Origin of the sequence: Fibrobacter sp. UWB3 (assembly GCF_002210405.1) — a bacterium.
Lineage (GTDB): Bacteria > Fibrobacterota > Fibrobacteria > Fibrobacterales > Fibrobacteraceae > Fibrobacter.
Genome location: NZ_MWQJ01000005.1, coordinates 110,053 through 126,405, shown reverse-complemented (window position 1 = coordinate 126,405; position 16,353 = coordinate 110,053). Strand labels below are relative to the sequence as shown.

Here is a 16,353-nt window from a genome sequence, read left to right as displayed (position 1 = left end):
AAAGCACCGAAGGTGCGACCCCATGGCTGATTGCCTTATTGCTATATTTATTATATGCTACAATGGGATACGCTTCTTTCTGCAACGCGTTACGGTCACCCGGCCGATCCGGACCCGAACCGTTCTGACTTCCATCGCGATTACGACCGCATCGTTTTTTCTACCGCATTTCGTCGCTTAGGCCGCAAGACTCAAGTCCACCCGTTTTCGGTGAATGACCATGTTCACAGCCGCCTCACGCACAGCCTCGAAGTTTCGAGTGTGGGCCGTAGCCTTGCGATTACGGTGTATCACCTGATAAAAAAACATTTGCCGAAGTACGTGAACGAATACCAGTTTGGTACGATTGTGCAGTCGGCATGCCTCGCTCACGATATTGGAAACCCGCCGTTTGGCCATGCGGGTGAAGCCGCTATCCGCGAATGGTTCCGCAAGAATCGCCATTCCGCACCGATGTCTGAACTTAATGACAAGGAAATTGCGGACTTCGAAAACTTTGATGGTAATGCTCAAGGCCACCGCATTTTGAGCAAACTCGAATACCACTTCCTCGATGGCGGCATGCGACTCACGTATGCGACAATCGGTTCGATGATCAAGTACCCGCGACTTGCGTATTACGGTTGCCCGACAAGCTTATTCCGCACCGAAGCGGAACTCTACCGCGAAACAGCCGAGATTCTGGGCATCCCGGAAATCAAGGACGGCGTTTGGGCTCGCCATCCGCTCGTGTACTTGATGGAAGCGGCTGACGATATTTGCTATTCCATCCTCGATGTTGAAGATGCAATTGAACTTGGCATTTTGACGTTTGGTGATGTGCGCAACATGTTCAGTTTCTTGTGCGGTCCGGAAGTCGATATCGACCGCGAGTTCGAAGAAAACGGCCAGAACTTCAGAGACTTTCTCAGCAGCATCCGCGGGCGCGCTATCCAGAACTTGATTGATGACGTGGCTGTGCTCTTTGTGAAGCATTACGACCGCATCATGGAAGGTTCGCTCGACAAGCACTTGATTGACCTTTCCCGTTCCGATACAATGGAAGGCATCCGCATTGCAAAGCGCTTGGGCGTAGAACGCATTTACCCTGACCGCCGCAAAACAGAACTTGAAGTCGGTAGCTATACGACGCTCAGCACTGTGCTCGATGCGTTTATCAACGGCGTTTACGATTACCGCCAAAACGACCGCAATTCGTACCGTGCAAACCGCATTGTCCGCTTGATTGGGCAGGCCAAGATTGGTCAAAGTGTGACGACCGCCGAAGCGTACCATCAGGTACTCGACTTTGTGAGCGGCATGACGGACAATTACGCCACTTACCTTGCTCGTCAAATTGGCGGGCTTGCCATGGGCTATTAAGAGGTCTTGCTCTGTGAGTGCGCTGGATATCGGCATCAAGAACGATGCTTCGAAAATTTGGCTATTCGATTACGACTTGACGCTTTACGGCGAAGAGGAACGCTTTGTCTTAAATTCGCTCGACCATCGCATTGCTGAGTTTGTCCAAAAGACCGTGGGCGGGACGTTTGAAAGCGCCACAGAAATCCGCAAGGATTATCTGCATCGCTTTGGTACGACGCTTTCGGGACTCATGGCGATGAACGGCACGCATCCCGATGACTTTTTTGACTTTATCCATGAACCCGAATACCTGATTTACCCGAAGGTGGCGCCTGAAAAGCTTGAACTCCTGAAGTCGCTTGAGGGGCATCGCTTTGTGTTTACGAATGGGCGAGGGGACTGGAGCCGCGCGGGCATGGCGCACATGCAGCTCGATTCTGCAATTGAGGATGTTTTTGACCTCAAACTTATGGATTGGGAAGGCAAACCTCACGTGAGCGCGTACGATAAAATCGAAAAATGGCTTGTGGCGCGGGGCGTCTTGGCTCAAGAATCGTCAGAAAAGTCGCAAATCGTGCTGCTCGAAGATTCGCTCCGCAATTTGGAACCCGCTCATGAGCGGGGCTGGACGACGGTTCTCGTGAATCCGAACATCCAAGCGCCCGGTTGGGTGGATTTTCATATCCCGCATTTACTAAATTTAAGAGAAAAACTCGTTCTTAACCACTAATAACCAAAAACGAATAACATGCTCGATTTACTTTCCATGGATTTTTTGCAGAACGCCCTCATCGCAGCGGTGCTTGTGGCCATTGCCTGTGGCGTTATGGGAACGTACGTCGTGGTGAACCGCTTGACGGCGCTTTCGGGTGGCGTGGCGCATGCCTCGTTTGGTGGGGTCGGGCTGGCTTGCTTTATCGGCTTTTCGCCGATGCTTGGCTCGCTTGGTTTTGCACTTGCCTGTGCGATGCTTATGGGTGCGCTCACGTGGCGTGACCGCAAGCATGCTGATACGTTTATCGGGATTATCTGGGCGGCAGGCATGGCGCTTGGCGTGATTTTGACCGATTTGACGCCCGGTTACAGTGGCGAGATGATGAGTTTCTTGTTTGGTAGCCTTTTGACTGTGCCGACGGAACTTCTTTGGTGGATGGGCGGCTTGCTTGTGTTCATCTTGGTTGCTGTTTCGGTTTGTTTCCGCAATTTCCTTTCGATTTCGTACGATCCGGAATTTGCACGTGTCCGTGGCTTACCCGTGCTGAATTACTACATGCTTTTGATTGCGCTGATTGCGCTCACGGTTGTGATTGCCGTGCAGGCGGTGGGCATGATTCTCGTGATTGCGCTCCTCACGATTCCCGCTTACATTGCGGAGTGCTATGCCAAGAATTTGCTCCAGATGATGGTCATTTCGGTTTTTGTTTCGCTAGTGCTTGTGGTGCTTGGACTTTTAGTCGCTTGCCAGTTGAATTTTGTCGTCGGCCCTACGATTATCGCAGGCGGCGTCATCTTGTACTTGCTCAACTTTGCCGTTAAAAAGATTGTGAAAAAATAGGAGAGGGAAAATGTTTTCAATGTTGCGCGTTTCTGTAGTTTTGGCATGTTCGTTCTTGGCGACGTCGGCTTTTTCTGCGGTTGCCCGAAATGCATTTAACAACATGGACGTCAAAACGTCTTATTCTGAACTGATGCAGGAGAAAAATGCCCGTAACGATTCTTTGTTGCCGGCTTTTGATGGCGACAAGGCTTTTGCCGAAGTGCTTCGCCTGAATCCGAATTTCTGGAGCATGGGTAGTGCCATCAAGAAAGAAGAATCTCTTGTGACGAAACTCCATGTCAACATGATTTTTGTGGATGGTACTCGCGAAGAACCGTTCTGCGAACTCGAAAAGAATGCTCGGAATACTGCTGACGAATGGAACGTGCGCATCGGTGCGGACTTCGTTTCTGCAGGTTCCAATACGGTCCATATTCACGTGCAGCAGTGCTTGGACTATGTGCGCGACCAGCTCGGTTACGCCATCAAGAAGGGTGACAAGATTATCCATGTGCCGCCCAAGGAAACGCTTGAAAAAATCAAGAAGAGCGAAATTCCGGATGCTATCGATATTGACCTGCAGCAGACGCTCCTCAAGGCGCACGAAGATGTGAATCTCACCGGCAAGTGCCCGAAGGATATCGAAGCTTACATCATCCTCATGAATGTCTACAATCAAGTCAAGAACATGAAGATGGACTACGTGGTCATCAATGACCAGCTGAACAAACAGCGCAATGGTGGTTCCCGCGTGCAGTCTTGCGCCTTTAGCCGCGAATGGAACAAGCGCTATCAGGAAAGCGCAAGCTTCGAATGCGATATCGATAATGACCGCTGCACCTACCGTCAGGAAAATGACGGCGATACGGAATGGTCTATCAACTACGAAAAGGATCGCTTTGAATACATCAACAAGAAGTTCCTCTTCTTCAACCGCAATCCGATGAGCATCCACAAGGGTGGAACTATGATGGATTTGCGCCTGATCCGCCTCTCGACCACGCTTTATCTCGAAGCTTACATCGATTTGAAGGGTGAACCGGTAACGCTTGGCCTTATCGTTGTGCCGGGTGACAAGAGCCTCAAGGATTACGAAGACGACCGCCCGTCTTACGAAGAATCCCGCGAAATGACCGAATAATCGGGTTTTTGCAGTATTTGTTGAAATGATATGCCGGCCATAGAGCCGGCATTGCCTTTTTACAGCCCGTTTAGACGCAATTTTTAGGGGCTTTTCTTTGAAAAGGCGGTAATTTATATTATATTAAGAAAGTAAAAATTAAGGAGATTTTTATGAATTCTTTCGTTAAGGCTTCTTTGATTGCCGCAATGATGACGGCTCCGCTTATGGCTGACGAATCCTTTGGTGGCGTCGGTATTACGATTTATCAAGTGCGCGAAGGTGTCCATGTGGCAGAAGTCATTCCGGGAACTCCGGCTGCAGAAACCAATCTCCGTGCTGGCGATGTCATCACGTCTGTTGATGGTGTAAGCCTCAAGGGACAGGATATTGAATTTTCAAAGTCTAAGCTTCGCGGTCAGGTCAATAAGCCGCTCGAAATCACCTATACGAGCAATGGCGAAACCTATTCTACCGTGATTCGTCGCGCTCAGATAACGGTGAAGGACTTGGACAACAAGGCTGTCAAGAGCTGGTATGGCGACAAGGACCGCGTGAACGTTCAGGAACTCGAAACGTTTGCAAGTGCTACTGAAAATGACAAGCAGCTCGTTGCTGTGCTTAGCCGCGGTAACCTCATCAAGAACGATGTTTCTGTTGCTTCTGCTGATGTCAACGGAATTTATGTGGAAAAGGCAAAGTCTGCTCCGAAGTTCTCCAAGGCTACTCCGGTTCATTCGGGTGATGCTAGCCTCCGTCTCTTCAACCGCAAGGCTATTGCATTTACGCTCAAGTCTCCGGGCCGCGCCACTGTAACGATCTTGAATGCCGATGGCGAACTGGTGACAAAGCTCAGCCTTGATAATGCTGTCGCTGGAGTGAATTCGCTCAACTGGGACGGCTCTCAGGTTCCGAATGGCCGCTATGTTATTTCCATTGATCACAATGGTTGCGTGAGCGGTGCAAACGCTGTGCTGAAGTAACTTGCGCCATGCGCAATTGCCTAGCTTGCTGGGTAGATTTTTGTAAGCTTGAAGAACGCTTCTTTCACGGAGCGTTCTTTTTTTTCTATCTTGTTGCACCGTGATTTTATCCAAAACCCATCGTTTTCTGTGGGCCGTTTTCGCAATTGTAATCGCTGCGGTCTTCGCTCCTTGCTCTTATGGCGAGGAGATGACTCGCTTTGAACTTGAAGAGCGCGAACAGCCTGTAGAAGATACGACTGAGGTTGATTGGATGAACGATACGACTGGTGTAGATACGATTGAATATCACGCCGTCGATCTTGTGTATGATGTAGAAACTTCGACGTTCAACTTGAACAAGTCGGCGCAGCTCAAGTACCGTACGGCAACGCTCGAATCTGACACGATCTGGATGGACCAGAAAAATCAGATCCTTGCTGCTTCTGGCAATCCGATTCTCCGTGAAGCCAAGAACCCGTCGCTTTCGGGTATGCGGCTCAAGTACAATCTCAAATCCAAAATAGGCGAGGTCTATTTCGCGACGACGTTCCAGGATAACCAGCAACTGAATGGTATGGAAGTCCGACGTTTGCCGGATACGAGAATCCAGATTGCTCGCGGTGACTTCAGTACGTGTAACGATACGACGCACCAGCACTTTTACTTCTATGGCCGCCGCATGGTGGTGAAGCCCAAGGAAACGATTACGGCAAGGCCTGTGGTCTTGAACATTGCCGATGTGCCGGTGGCGGTTCTGCCGATGATTGTGGCGCCTCTCAAGAGCGGACGCAAGTCGGGGCTTTTGACTCCCAAGTTCGGTGGTGACCAGAAACAAGGTTACTACTTGCGTAATATCGGTTTCTATTATGCCGCAAATGATTACTGGGATGCAACTCTTGCCGCAGACATTATTGAAGGTGACGAGGCTAGGTTCGAACGTTCTACGCTCTCGGGCGAAATCCGCTATAAGAAACGCTATCTGTTGGATGGCCGCCTCAAGTACACGAGTTACCTCGAAGAATTTGACTTTGGACGTAGTGGCTATGATATCGAGTTCTCGCATAACCAGAACTTGACTCCCGATGCCAAGCATACATTGAGTGGCCAGGGCTCTTTTGTGAGCGATAGGGGAGTCCGTAAAAACAACTCGCTAGAGGCAAGCACAATCTTGAACCAGCAGGCGAATGCTTCGTTGGCGTACTCTGGTAAATTCGGTAACAATAAGAGCTTGACGGTTAAGATTTCGCAGAACCATAACCTCACGACGGGCATGCTCGAAAGGGATTTGCCTGATATCCAGTACCGCATGAGCGGCAACCTTTTCAACTTTGAACTGGACGAAGATGAGGTGGCGGCCGAAGACGGCTCGTTCCAGTCGTTCCTTGAAAAGTTCAACTATAGCTTTACGAACCGTTTCAACTACAAGTCGCACCGTGAACGTGATACGACGCAGAACAAGGATACGACCGCGCATTACCTGGGCTATACGGGTACGTACACTTTGGATTACTCTGGGCGCCTTTTTGACGTCATCAACATTACGCCTCGTGCTTCGTTTACGGGCTATTGGACGGGCACGTCTTGGCGTAATCCGAACGATTCTCTGTACAAGAGAAAACGTTATATGAGTTTCAATCCGGATGAAGGTACGTTCGGTAATGTTGCATACAACCACAATTACAGCTTGACCGCCGATACGAAACTTTATGGTATCTGGGTTCCTGAAATCGGTCGCTTTACCGGTGTCCGTCATGTGCTTTCACCGAGTATTTCTTACACGTACGCTCCTGAAATTGATACGGTCAAGAAGTTTGCTCCGCACCCGTATTTGGGACAGTATCCGTATCAAGAAAAGCAACAGACGATTGGCTTTAGCCTGAGCAACGACTTTGATATCAAGTACCTCAAGGTGGTAGGCCATGTGGATACGACAGGCGATTCTACGAAAAAGGCAAAAGCGGTTGAAGACCAGTATGGCACGCGTCGCTTGCTGACGACAAGGCATAGTTTTTCGTACAACTTTGCGGCGGACTCGCTGAATTTCTCGGATATATCATCTTCGTTCGGTTTCCAGATTTTGCCGGATTACATGTTTACGATCAATACGCGTCATAGTTTCTACCATAAGTATGACACGAATCCGAACAAGGTAAGGTTTCCGGAACTTACATACTGGGGCTATGAGCTTTCGAAGAATTTCCATTGGAGCGGTACGTTTAATGGAGGCCTTCCTTCGCAGCTTGAAAAGTATGAAATGCTCAAGTGGTCTTTGAGCTTGGATTATCGCTATTCGTTCAGCAGTACCCGCGTGGCTAAGAATTTGTTTAAGGACAACATCTCGCATTCGACGGGAATCTCGGCGACGTTCCAGCCGACCGTCAACTGGGATGTCTCTTATAGCACCCGTTACGATTATAACGAAGGTAAGTTTGTCTCTCATGAATTCACGTTCAAGCGTGTGTTGCATTGTTGGCAACTCGATTTTACATGGACGCCGACAGGCCCTGCTGCAGGCTGGAGCTTCTCGATTTACGTGCGCGACTTGCCGGATATCAAGCTTAACGCCGGCAGCACCGATACAAAGAGTTATGAATAAGTTAGATGAGAGAACGCCTCTTCGAGCCTGTAGACGAGAGACGAAAGAGTTAACTGGTAACTAAAAAGATATTATGATTGAATCTGAAATTGTTCTGGCTAGCGGTTCTCCGCGCCGTTCCGAAATTTTAAAACAGTTGGGTGTTAAGTTCCGTGTGGTTGTCTCGGGCGAAGATGAAAAGCCCACAAGCACAAACCCGCTTGATTTTCCGCGTGAAAACGCATGCATCAAGGCGCTGTCCGTTTCTCGCCAGGAACGCGATGCTTACGTGCTCGGCTTTGATACGCTCGTGTTTTTGGACAACGTTCCGCTGGGCAAGCCCAAATCCGAAGCAAACGCACTTGAAATGTTAAGCAAGCTAAACAATCGTAGCCATTTTGTCATCACCGGAGTTGCGATTGCCCGTAACGGAGAAATCCTCAGTGCGTCTGAGGAGAAAACAGAGGTGTTTTTCAGAAACTGCACCTTACAAGAACTCAAAGATTATGTAAATTCTAAGGACCCGATGGATAAGGCTGGCGCCTACGGCATTCAGACGAATGGCGCGCGCTTGATCAAGTCTATCAACGGTTGCTACTACAACGTGGTTGGGTTGCCAGTTGCACGTACACTGGAAATGTTGGATGGTTTACAAGTTAGGGTATAGCAAATGATTCAGTTGGAAGAGAAAAATCCAAACGAACGCCTTGGTGACTTCTTGGCCCGCGTTCGTGAATCTCAAGGACTTACTATTGATGATCTTTCCGAGCGCACGAAAATCTCGGTAAAGATGCTCCATTTTATTGAATCGAGCGATTGGAAGTCTTTGCCGGTAGAAGCTTATGTCCGTAGCTATTTGAATTCTGTGAGTTCGAAGCTCGGCTTGGATGCAAAGGCCGTCCTTAAAATGTACGCCGAAGAAGTGGGCTCTAGCTACGAAATCCGTGAAGCTGAACCCATCAAGAATATCGCTCCGATGACCGAAGACGAAAAGAAGCCGCGCAGCAAGGCCGTGCCTATAGCTATCGTGGTTATTTTGGCTCTTCTCATTGTCGGACTCCATTTTGTGAACCGTGAAAAGGTCGCTTCTGACGCTAGCGCCAATCCTCCTGCGGCGGTTGCTGCTGAAGAATCCGCAGAAGTCAATCAGGATATGCCTGAAGGTGCTGAAGCAGTTCCTGTTGATTCCGTCAAGAACGAAAAGGTGACTCAGGCCGAAGTCGACAAGGCTGTGAAAAAAGCCGAAAATCTCCCGGCATCTGCAACGATCTTTATCTCTTCGACCTCCAAGAAAGATACGACGGTGACGGGCCCAGTTTCGGATAACGGCCGTACTCGTATTGAACTCGTCGGTTCTGGCGAAATGCGTTCTTGGGTCGGCATCAAGCGTGATGAAGACGATGATGATTTTGTGAAAGAAGCGAACATCGCAACGGTTGACAACAAGCTTGTCTATACCGCAAGCGGTACGCTCTACATTGTGATTGGTGAACCGCGTGCCATTGGCAAGATGTACTTGAACGGCGTGGAAACTCCGGTGCCCGTGCCGAAGTTTGGCCGTGTGGCTCGCTTCAGCGTTTATGACGGTCGTGTCCTTAAATAAGAGGTGCTAAGATGCGTTCTTCTAAGATTTCTCGTAAGACGAGTGAAACCGACATTCAACTTTTCTTGAATCTGGACGATTGCTCTAGAGGCAAGATTAGCTCGGGTTCGGGCTTCTTGGACCACATGCTGAATTTGTTCCAAGTGCATGGCGGATTCCACCTCGATTTGACCTGCAAGGGCGATACCGAAGTCGATATGCACCACAGCATGGAAGACATCGCCATTGTGCTTGGCCAGGCTCTCGTAGAATGCCTCGGCGACAAGAAGGGCATCGAACGTTATGGTTTTTACTTTGTCCCGATGGACGAAGCCTTGAGCCGCGTGTGCATCGACTTTAGCAACCGCATCGGCTTTGTGTGGAACGTGAAGCTCCCGGCTGCAACTGCAGGCGGAATCGAAGCTAGCATGTTCGAACACTTCTTCAAGAGCCTCTGCGAAAACGCCCGTATGAACTTGCACGTGGAACTCTTCTATGGCAATGATAACCATCACTGCCTAGAATCCATCTTCAAGGCATTCGCCCGCGCCGTCGCCATGGCCGTCGCACCTTCCCGCAACGTGAAGGGCGTCCCCAGCAGCAAAGGCGTGCTGTAAGGTAATCTCGTCTTCCTGAGCCTACTAGGCGAAGGATCCAGTGAAATCTCGAATAGTATTGTCATGCCCGCCTCCGAGCGGGCATCGCCTTTTTTATTACGTCATTCTGAGCGAAGCGAAGACAACCTCATAAGGCGAGAGTCTCAGCCATACTCGTATGGATAAGACCGAGCCAAAGAGGTTGGGGCTTGCCCCATCCAGTGAAAGTCCTAGTGTAAAACGAGACGCGTCGCGATCGAGAAGCGCAAGAATCGCTGAATTTGTCTTGCCCGCGAAAGCGGGCTTTTCCTTTATATAGTCATGCTTGACATCGTAGTGCTCAGAACATTCTGATGAGCTTATGTTTTTTTTGGGGGGGCGTAAATTGTTTAGTGTTGTAAATAAAATGTGGGTAAAAAATACAAAATAATTAACAAATGGTTTCTTTTTTGTAAGATAAATTCTATCAAATAAAATAAAAAAGAAAAAAGGAAATTATATGAATGCTGAACAACGTAAAAGTGTTTTAGAAGTGATTCAAGAATTTGATAATTCTAATTTGGAGTCGTTTTTAAGGATTCGGTTTAATAGAAGGCCCTCTATGGGGAGTGTTTTTGTTGGTGATTACGGTTATACGTTGTTCACGTTAAGCACTTTAGTAAAAAAAATATTCAGCCAATTCAAAAATAGATTGGATGCAGATTATTGGCAATTTTTACCTATATCTTTTAATTATCCAAATCATGGATTAATTGATATAGATGATGCTTTAAGAAAAATTTTGCAATTTTTAAAAACTCAGGAATATAAAGATGCCGCTTATTATGTAAATGTTTTAGCGTTATATCAAATTACATATGGCTTTTGGAATGCCAATGTGGAAACAAGATTTGAACAAAGTGAAAAATTGCTGGCTGAATTAGAAAGAAAAACTAATGAGTTGTCGGAATTGAATATGCGGCATGATGTTCAGTTTAGGAATATGTTGAATGATGCGAAAGTTCGTGAGTCAAGTATAAAAGCTTTGATGGATAAAGCTAATGATTCATACAACAATATGCTGAAAACTCAAGAAAACGTGAATGTCAATTTAGAAAATATTAAAGGTGTTGTTGCTAGAGCTGATGATATGGCGGAATCAATTTTGAAACGACGCGATGAAAATAATAAAATAGCTGATGAATTACTTAATAAATCAACAACCATTTCAGAACAATTGAATGCATCACAAAAGTTGATTAATGACGCAAAGGTGGAGTTGGAAAATGTTGAAAAAAAGACTAAAGAAAGTCTTGATGTTGCTCAAAAAAATAATGAAAAAACAAATGGTTATGTAGAAGAAATAAAGAAAATGATAGGCTTTGTTGCTGATGGAACATTAAGCCATAGCTTTAATAAACGAAAAGAAAATATAAATGATAAAGCTCGTTTTTGGTTGATTTTAAGTGGCATCTTACTTTTGGCCGCAATAATTTGGATTATATTTGTTTTTACTGAGCTTTCTGCTGCAACAGGAATTGTTTGGGCGGATATTCTTATTAATGCAATTAAATCATCGTTAGGAGTTTTTGCGTTTGGCTATGCATTGAATGAATATGGAAAAGAACGAAATTTAAAAGAAGAGTATGCTTTTAAAGAATCTGTTGCTTTGACGTTGACTGCATATTTACAGCAGTTAGAATCCTGTGATAAAGAAGAAATGAAAAATCTTTTAGTTGAAACGGTAAATAAGCTGTATACAAAACCGGTGATATCAACAAAAGAGTATAAGATGATGAATGTGGATACGAAAGATATTACAGACAAACTGCAACCTGTAGTTGATTTGGTTAAATCGGTTACAGAAATAAAAAAAGAATAGTCTTTTCCACATCTTGTAAACCTTTACATGGCGGAACTTCGGTTTCGCCATTTTCTGTAAAATTCGGCGATTTCGTAAGAAATTAAAAGCAATTATTTACGGCTCTCTTCTCGAAATTTTGTGTTAAAAGTTTTATGTTTTCCTCGGTTTGGGTGATTTAGTGAGTCCGTTATGAAAGTGATTTCTACGACATTGAAGTTGACGTGTTGCCCGTTAGCTTTCCACGATATTGCGTGGGCTAAGAATGATGTCGATTATCGTAAATCGCTTGGAAAAGCTCGCGTCTATATGGTGGCAAAAAAGCCTCGCATTGATTTTTGCAATGTGAAATTTTCGGGCCATAAAGTTGATCTTGACCTCGTGAGCGAATGTGGTCGAGTAAGCGTTTCTATCCCAGCAACTGAACCGCTGTTTAAGCCGAGTGAAAAGAAAACTCTTGTTGTTGATGTTGGTGCAGAAAAGCCGCACATTCTCGCCAAAGATGAAGTTGTCGCAAAAACTCACGGGATAAAATTCTATGAGATTGATACGGCGTTCTATGAAAAGGCGACCGACAAGGAACTGAAAAAGTGTCTGAACGATGACTCTTTTGTGGCTTGGTTTACGCCTGAGAAACTCTTGTACTTATATTCTAATAGGTTGCTTCGAATTCCGAACTTGGATAAAACCAAATGTTTCCTTTGGAATTATGAACCGATGTACATTGGAATTGTGGTGGACGAAAGCGCCGTGAAGCATCATCGTCATCACGAAACATTCCTTGAACTTCTTGAATCTGAAATTGAGGATTGCGAGGATATTCGCGATGACGTTGTGCTTTTGTTCTTTGATGTCGAAGAACGGGATAACAGTCTTTTGATCGGAAATGCGGTTTCGATAAATGAATTCCAAGCGCCGTTGGCTGGCAAACGGTTGCCGTCTATCGAATTGCTGTCGATGGCTGCCGAAAGCGTATTTGTCGAAAAATTCAAGCCCAAGTACAACGCCGCGCTTTTCCATCCATACCTGAACGGTGTGGATGCTACGCCTGATTCCGAATACGATGCTATTGATTACGCTATCGATGACTGGATGACTCTTGTATTCAAGGGCATGAAATGGTATGGCGGGCTTGAGGGAAATTGCTTGGTGTACAGCAGAGGCGATGGCCTGCGTGTGATGGCGCCAACATCGTTTGATGATTTCCTGGAAAGGAAATTTATCGAATCTGTGCTGGCTTGTTAAAAATAAAATCCTTCGCTTTGTTGCGGAGGATTTTTGCTAAACGCTAGGCGCTTTTTTCCTGCATCTACACCGGCGTCTTGCTCTTTTCTCCGGCGATTTCTCGCACGAGCTTGGGCACTTGATAGCCGGGGAGCTTGGTGCGGATTTGCGCGATGAGTTCTCGGGCGCGTTTATCGCTGACTTCAAAATGGGCGACACCTTTCGCGTGGTCGAGTTGGTGCAGATAGTAGGGGAGTACACCTTGCTCGAATAGCCTGCGGCTCAAGCGTTCGAGCGTTTCGGCGTCATCGTTCACGCCTTTCAAAAGAACGCTCTGGTTCAAGAGTGTCCAACCGCTGAATTTAAGTTGTGCGAAAACGGCGGCTGATTCTTCGTCGAGTTCATCAGGGTGGTTCACGTGTACTACGAGCACGCAATTGAATCGTGCGGGAAGTTCACGCAAAAGTTCAAAATGCTGCATCACGAGGTCCGGTCGCATAATCGGGAGTCGCGTGTGGATGCGGAGCGTCGTCACAGACGGGTGGAATGCGATTGCTTCCACGAGGTCGCGGAAAGGTCCCGGGCCAAGTGTGAGTGGGTCTCCGCCCGAGAGTATGACTTCCCAAATGCTCGTATGGACGTCGAGCCAGTTCGAAACTTCACTCGCGGTATTCTGTGTGTCCTGGAAGGGGTAGTTGCGCCTAAAGCAGAACCTGCAGCGCACACCGCAGGCAGAAGTCGAAACGATGAGGGCGCGGTTCTCGTACTTTTGCAAGATGCATTCGGACTTGCCGGCGGGGAGGTCCCCGACGGGGTCATCGACAAAGCCTGGAGCCTCCTTGAGCTCGTCCTTGCTTGGTAGAACCTCGCGTAGCAGTTTGACGGGCTCGGCCGAATTCTTGATGAGGTCGGCGTAATGCTTGGAACAGTTGAATGCGAACGTGGGCTCTTGGTCGAGGTTTGCGCGCATTTCGCTTGTCAAACCGGTAAAATCATTGCCCAAATAGTCTAAAAATTCAGAAATATGCGTGAAAGTTTTAACAGAATTGTCCATTATATTGCTAAATTTAGAATCAAAAACCAAAAGAGGATAATATGGGTACTGTAAGCACCAACGAATTCCGTAAAAAATTGAAAATCATGGTTGATGGTCAGCCGTATGAAATCATCGAAAACCAGTTTGTGAAGCCGGGTAAGGGTCAGGCTTTCAACCGCGTTCGTATCAAGAACTTGGTGACAGGCCGTACTCTCGAACGCACCTGGAAGAGCGGTGATACGGTGGAAGAAGCTGATGTGACCTACACCGAAATGACCTACCTTTACAACGATGGTTCTACTTGGTACTTCCTCAACAGCGAAACTCAGGAAACTGAAGAAATCTCCAAGGAAGCTCTCAATGGCTGCGAAGTTTGGCTCCTCGATGGCGCTACTGTCGAAGTCACTTGGTGGAAGGACCCGAAGACTCAGGCAACGCTTCCGATCGAAGTTATCCCGCCGACCTTCGTTGACTTGATGATCGTTGACGCTCCTCCGGCAGTTCAGGGCAACACCAGCGGTAACGTGATGCGTGAAGCTACTCTCGAAACAGGCGCTAAGGTGATGATTCCGCTCTTCATCGAAAACAACACCAAGATCCGCGTGGATACCCGCGACGGTTCTTACCTCGAACGCGCTAAATAAGACCGCTCGGCTCTTATGCAAGGCGGGGACTCCGTCTTCGCCTCGCTCTCGCAACCACGCTCGGTTAATACCGGGCGTTTGTTGCTCACGGTAATCTTAAACATGTCATCCCCGACTTGATCGGGGATCTCCTTTTAGCCTCGTCCAAGCGACGGGGCTATTTTTTTTTGCGGAGAGAATGTACTGACGGTAGTTGTAACAAAGTAATTGAATGAATTCTGTGTCGAAAAAGCTCTTTTTCTGGATTCTATTTCCTATTTCCGAAATCCTTATTCCGAATTTACTATATTCTACCGCGGAACATTTTATTTAACAGAGGTTCAAAAAAAATGAATTATTTCAACTCAATCCCTATGCGTCGCCAACTCGAAGAAATTGGCCACTGCCGTTTCATGGAACATTCTGAATTCAGCCGTGGTGTTGAAGCCCTCAAGGGTAAGAAGATTGTGTTCGTCGGTTGCGGTGCTCAGGGTCTCCATCAGGGTCTCGACCTTCGCGATAGCGGTTTGGATGTTTCCTACACGCTCCGCAAGGAAGCCATCGAACAGAAGCGCCAGTCCTGGAAGAACGCTACTGAAAACGGCTTCAAGGTCGGTACTTATGAAGAAATGATTCCGGATGCAGACCTCGTTTGCAACCTCACACCGGATAAGCAGCACCACAACGTGATCCCGGCTATCATGAAGCTCATGAAGAAGGGCGCAGCTCTCTCTTACAGCCATGGTTTCAACATCGTCGAAGAAGGCCAGGAAATCCGCAAGGACATCACTGTGATCATGGTCGCTCCGAAGGGACCGGGTTCCGAAGTTCGTTCTGAATACCTCCGTGGTTTCGGTATGCCGTGCCTTATCGCTGTTCACCCGGAAAACGACCCTGAAGGCAAGGGCTGGGACTATGCCAAGGCTTACGCCGCTGGTCTCCATGCTGACCGTCCGGGCGTTCTCGAAAGCTCTTTCGTCGCCGAAGTGAAGTCTGACCTCATGGGCGAACAGACCATCCTTTGCGGTATGCTCCAGACCGGTACGATCCTTTGCTACGACAAGATGGTGAAGGAATTCGGTATCGACAAGGCTTACGCTGTGAAGCTCCTCCAGTACGGCTGGGAAACGATTTCCGAAGCTCTCAAGCATGGTGGCATCACGAACATGATGGACCGTCTCTCCAACCCGGCTAAGATCCGCGCAACGGAACTTGCTGAAAAGATGAAGAAGATCATGAAGCCGCTCTACCAGGAACATCAGGACAACATCATCTCTGGCAAGTTCTCCAGCACGATGATGGTCGACTGGGAAGCTGGCGACAAGGACCTCCTCAAGTGGCGTGGCGAAACTGGCGAACTCGAATTCGAAAAGGTTGCCGCAACAGACAAGCAGATCACCGAACAGGAATACTTCGACCGTGGCGTTCTCATGACCGCTATGATCAAGGCCGGTGTGGAACTCGCATTCGAAACCATGTGCTCTGTGGGCATCAAGCCGATGAGCGCTTACTACGAATCCCTCCACGAAACTCCGCTCATTGCAAACCTCATCGCTCGTAAGAAGCTGTTCGAAATGAACCGCGTCATCAGCGATACTGCAGAATACGGCTGCTACCTCTTTGCTAACAAGTGCGTTCCTCTCCTCGCTGACTTCATGAAGAACGAAGTCAAGAAGGGCGACATTGGCGATATCTTCAACGAAGGCAATACCAACGCTGTCGATAACGAAGAACTCATCAAGGTGAACAAGAACATCCGTCAGCATCCGGTGGAAGAAGTCGGTGCTTGGCTCCGCGAACGCATGTCTGGCATGACCCGCGTCGTCTAAGCTTCGCGATACTGCGTTGTGGCTGCGCTCACGTACCTTAGTACGCTACGCGCATCCACGCCTTGTCTCGCTCGCTTATACT

General features: G+C 47.7%; 14 protein-coding genes. 13 read left to right on the top strand and 1 reads right to left on the bottom strand.

All coding sequences use genetic code 11. The features are described 5' to 3' along the window. Positions 1-54: 54 nt before the first annotated feature. The 11 genes from B7991_RS07625 to B7991_RS07575 all read left to right on the top strand — a co-directional run bounded on the left by B7991_RS07625 (position 55) and on the right by B7991_RS07575 (position 12,804). On the top strand, positions 55-1,362 hold the full coding sequence (locus B7991_RS07625; RefSeq protein WP_088630291.1) for a deoxyguanosinetriphosphate triphosphohydrolase: 1,308 nt from the start codon (positions 55-57) through the stop codon (positions 1,360-1,362). A gap of 13 nt (positions 1,363-1,375) precedes the next feature. Further along, a complete protein-coding gene (locus B7991_RS07620) occupies positions 1,376-2,074 on the top strand; it encodes a pyrimidine 5'-nucleotidase (RefSeq protein ID WP_088630290.1) in 699 nt (232 codons plus the stop codon). Positions 2,075-2,092: 18 nt separating this feature from the next. Beyond that, positions 2,093-2,899: a metal ABC transporter permease gene (locus tag B7991_RS07615; protein ID WP_088630289.1), complete on the top strand. Its 807-nt coding sequence runs from the start codon at positions 2,093-2,095 to the stop codon at positions 2,897-2,899. Positions 2,900-2,909: 10 nt separating this feature from the next. Continuing rightward, the gene (locus B7991_RS07610) at positions 2,910-4,022 is read left to right on the top strand and encodes a hypothetical protein (RefSeq protein ID WP_088630288.1); all 1,113 of its coding nucleotides are present in this window, start codon (positions 2,910-2,912) and stop codon (positions 4,020-4,022) included. 152 nt (positions 4,023-4,174) lie between these two features. Then, a complete protein-coding gene (locus tag B7991_RS07605) occupies positions 4,175-4,984 on the top strand; it encodes a PDZ domain-containing protein (protein ID WP_088630287.1) in 810 nt (269 codons plus the stop codon). Between the two features lie 190 nt (positions 4,985-5,174). After that, the gene (locus B7991_RS07600) at positions 5,175-7,562 is read left to right on the top strand and encodes a putative LPS assembly protein LptD (protein WP_088630286.1); all 2,388 of its coding nucleotides are present in this window, start codon (positions 5,175-5,177) and stop codon (positions 7,560-7,562) included. A gap of 73 nt (positions 7,563-7,635) precedes the next feature. Next, positions 7,636-8,208 (top strand): nucleoside triphosphate pyrophosphatase, encoded by a 573-nt coding sequence (locus B7991_RS07595; protein WP_235002811.1) that lies wholly within the window; start codon positions 7,636-7,638, stop codon positions 8,206-8,208. Positions 8,209-8,211: 3 nt separating this feature from the next. Next, complete coding sequence (locus tag B7991_RS07590) at positions 8,212-9,144, top strand: helix-turn-helix transcriptional regulator (protein ID WP_088630284.1); 933 nt, start codon at positions 8,212-8,214, stop codon at positions 9,142-9,144. An 11-nt stretch (positions 9,145-9,155) separates the two neighbouring features. Further along, entirely contained in the window at positions 9,156-9,740 is a 585-nt protein-coding gene (gene hisB / locus B7991_RS07585) for an imidazoleglycerol-phosphate dehydratase HisB (RefSeq protein WP_014547135.1), read from the top strand. Between the two features lie 478 nt (positions 9,741-10,218). Then, entirely contained in the window at positions 10,219-11,580 is a 1,362-nt protein-coding gene (locus tag B7991_RS07580; RefSeq protein ID WP_088630283.1) for a hypothetical protein, read from the top strand. 171 nt (positions 11,581-11,751) lie between these two features. Continuing rightward, positions 11,752-12,804, top strand: coding sequence for a hypothetical protein (locus B7991_RS07575; protein ID WP_088630282.1), 1,053 nt, complete (start codon positions 11,752-11,754; stop codon positions 12,802-12,804). A gap of 64 nt (positions 12,805-12,868) precedes the next feature. Here B7991_RS07575 and B7991_RS07570 read toward each other — a convergent pair whose 3' ends face one another. After that, positions 12,869-13,837: a KamA family radical SAM protein gene (locus tag B7991_RS07570; protein ID WP_088630281.1), complete on the bottom strand. Its 969-nt coding sequence runs from the start codon at positions 13,835-13,837 to the stop codon at positions 12,869-12,871. Between the two features lie 41 nt (positions 13,838-13,878). On the opposite strand from B7991_RS07570, the gene efp reads away from it, so the two are divergent. Together efp and ilvC are read left to right on the top strand one after the other, a co-directional pair. Next, positions 13,879-14,463 carry an elongation factor P gene (gene efp / locus B7991_RS07565; protein WP_014547140.1) on the top strand — a complete coding sequence of 195 codons (585 nt, stop codon included), beginning with the start codon at positions 13,879-13,881 and terminating at the stop codon, positions 14,461-14,463. Between the two features lie 329 nt (positions 14,464-14,792). Continuing rightward, positions 14,793-16,271, top strand: coding sequence for a ketol-acid reductoisomerase (ilvC, locus tag B7991_RS07560; RefSeq protein ID WP_088630280.1), 1,479 nt, complete (start codon positions 14,793-14,795; stop codon positions 16,269-16,271). Positions 16,272-16,353 lie beyond the last annotated feature (82 nt).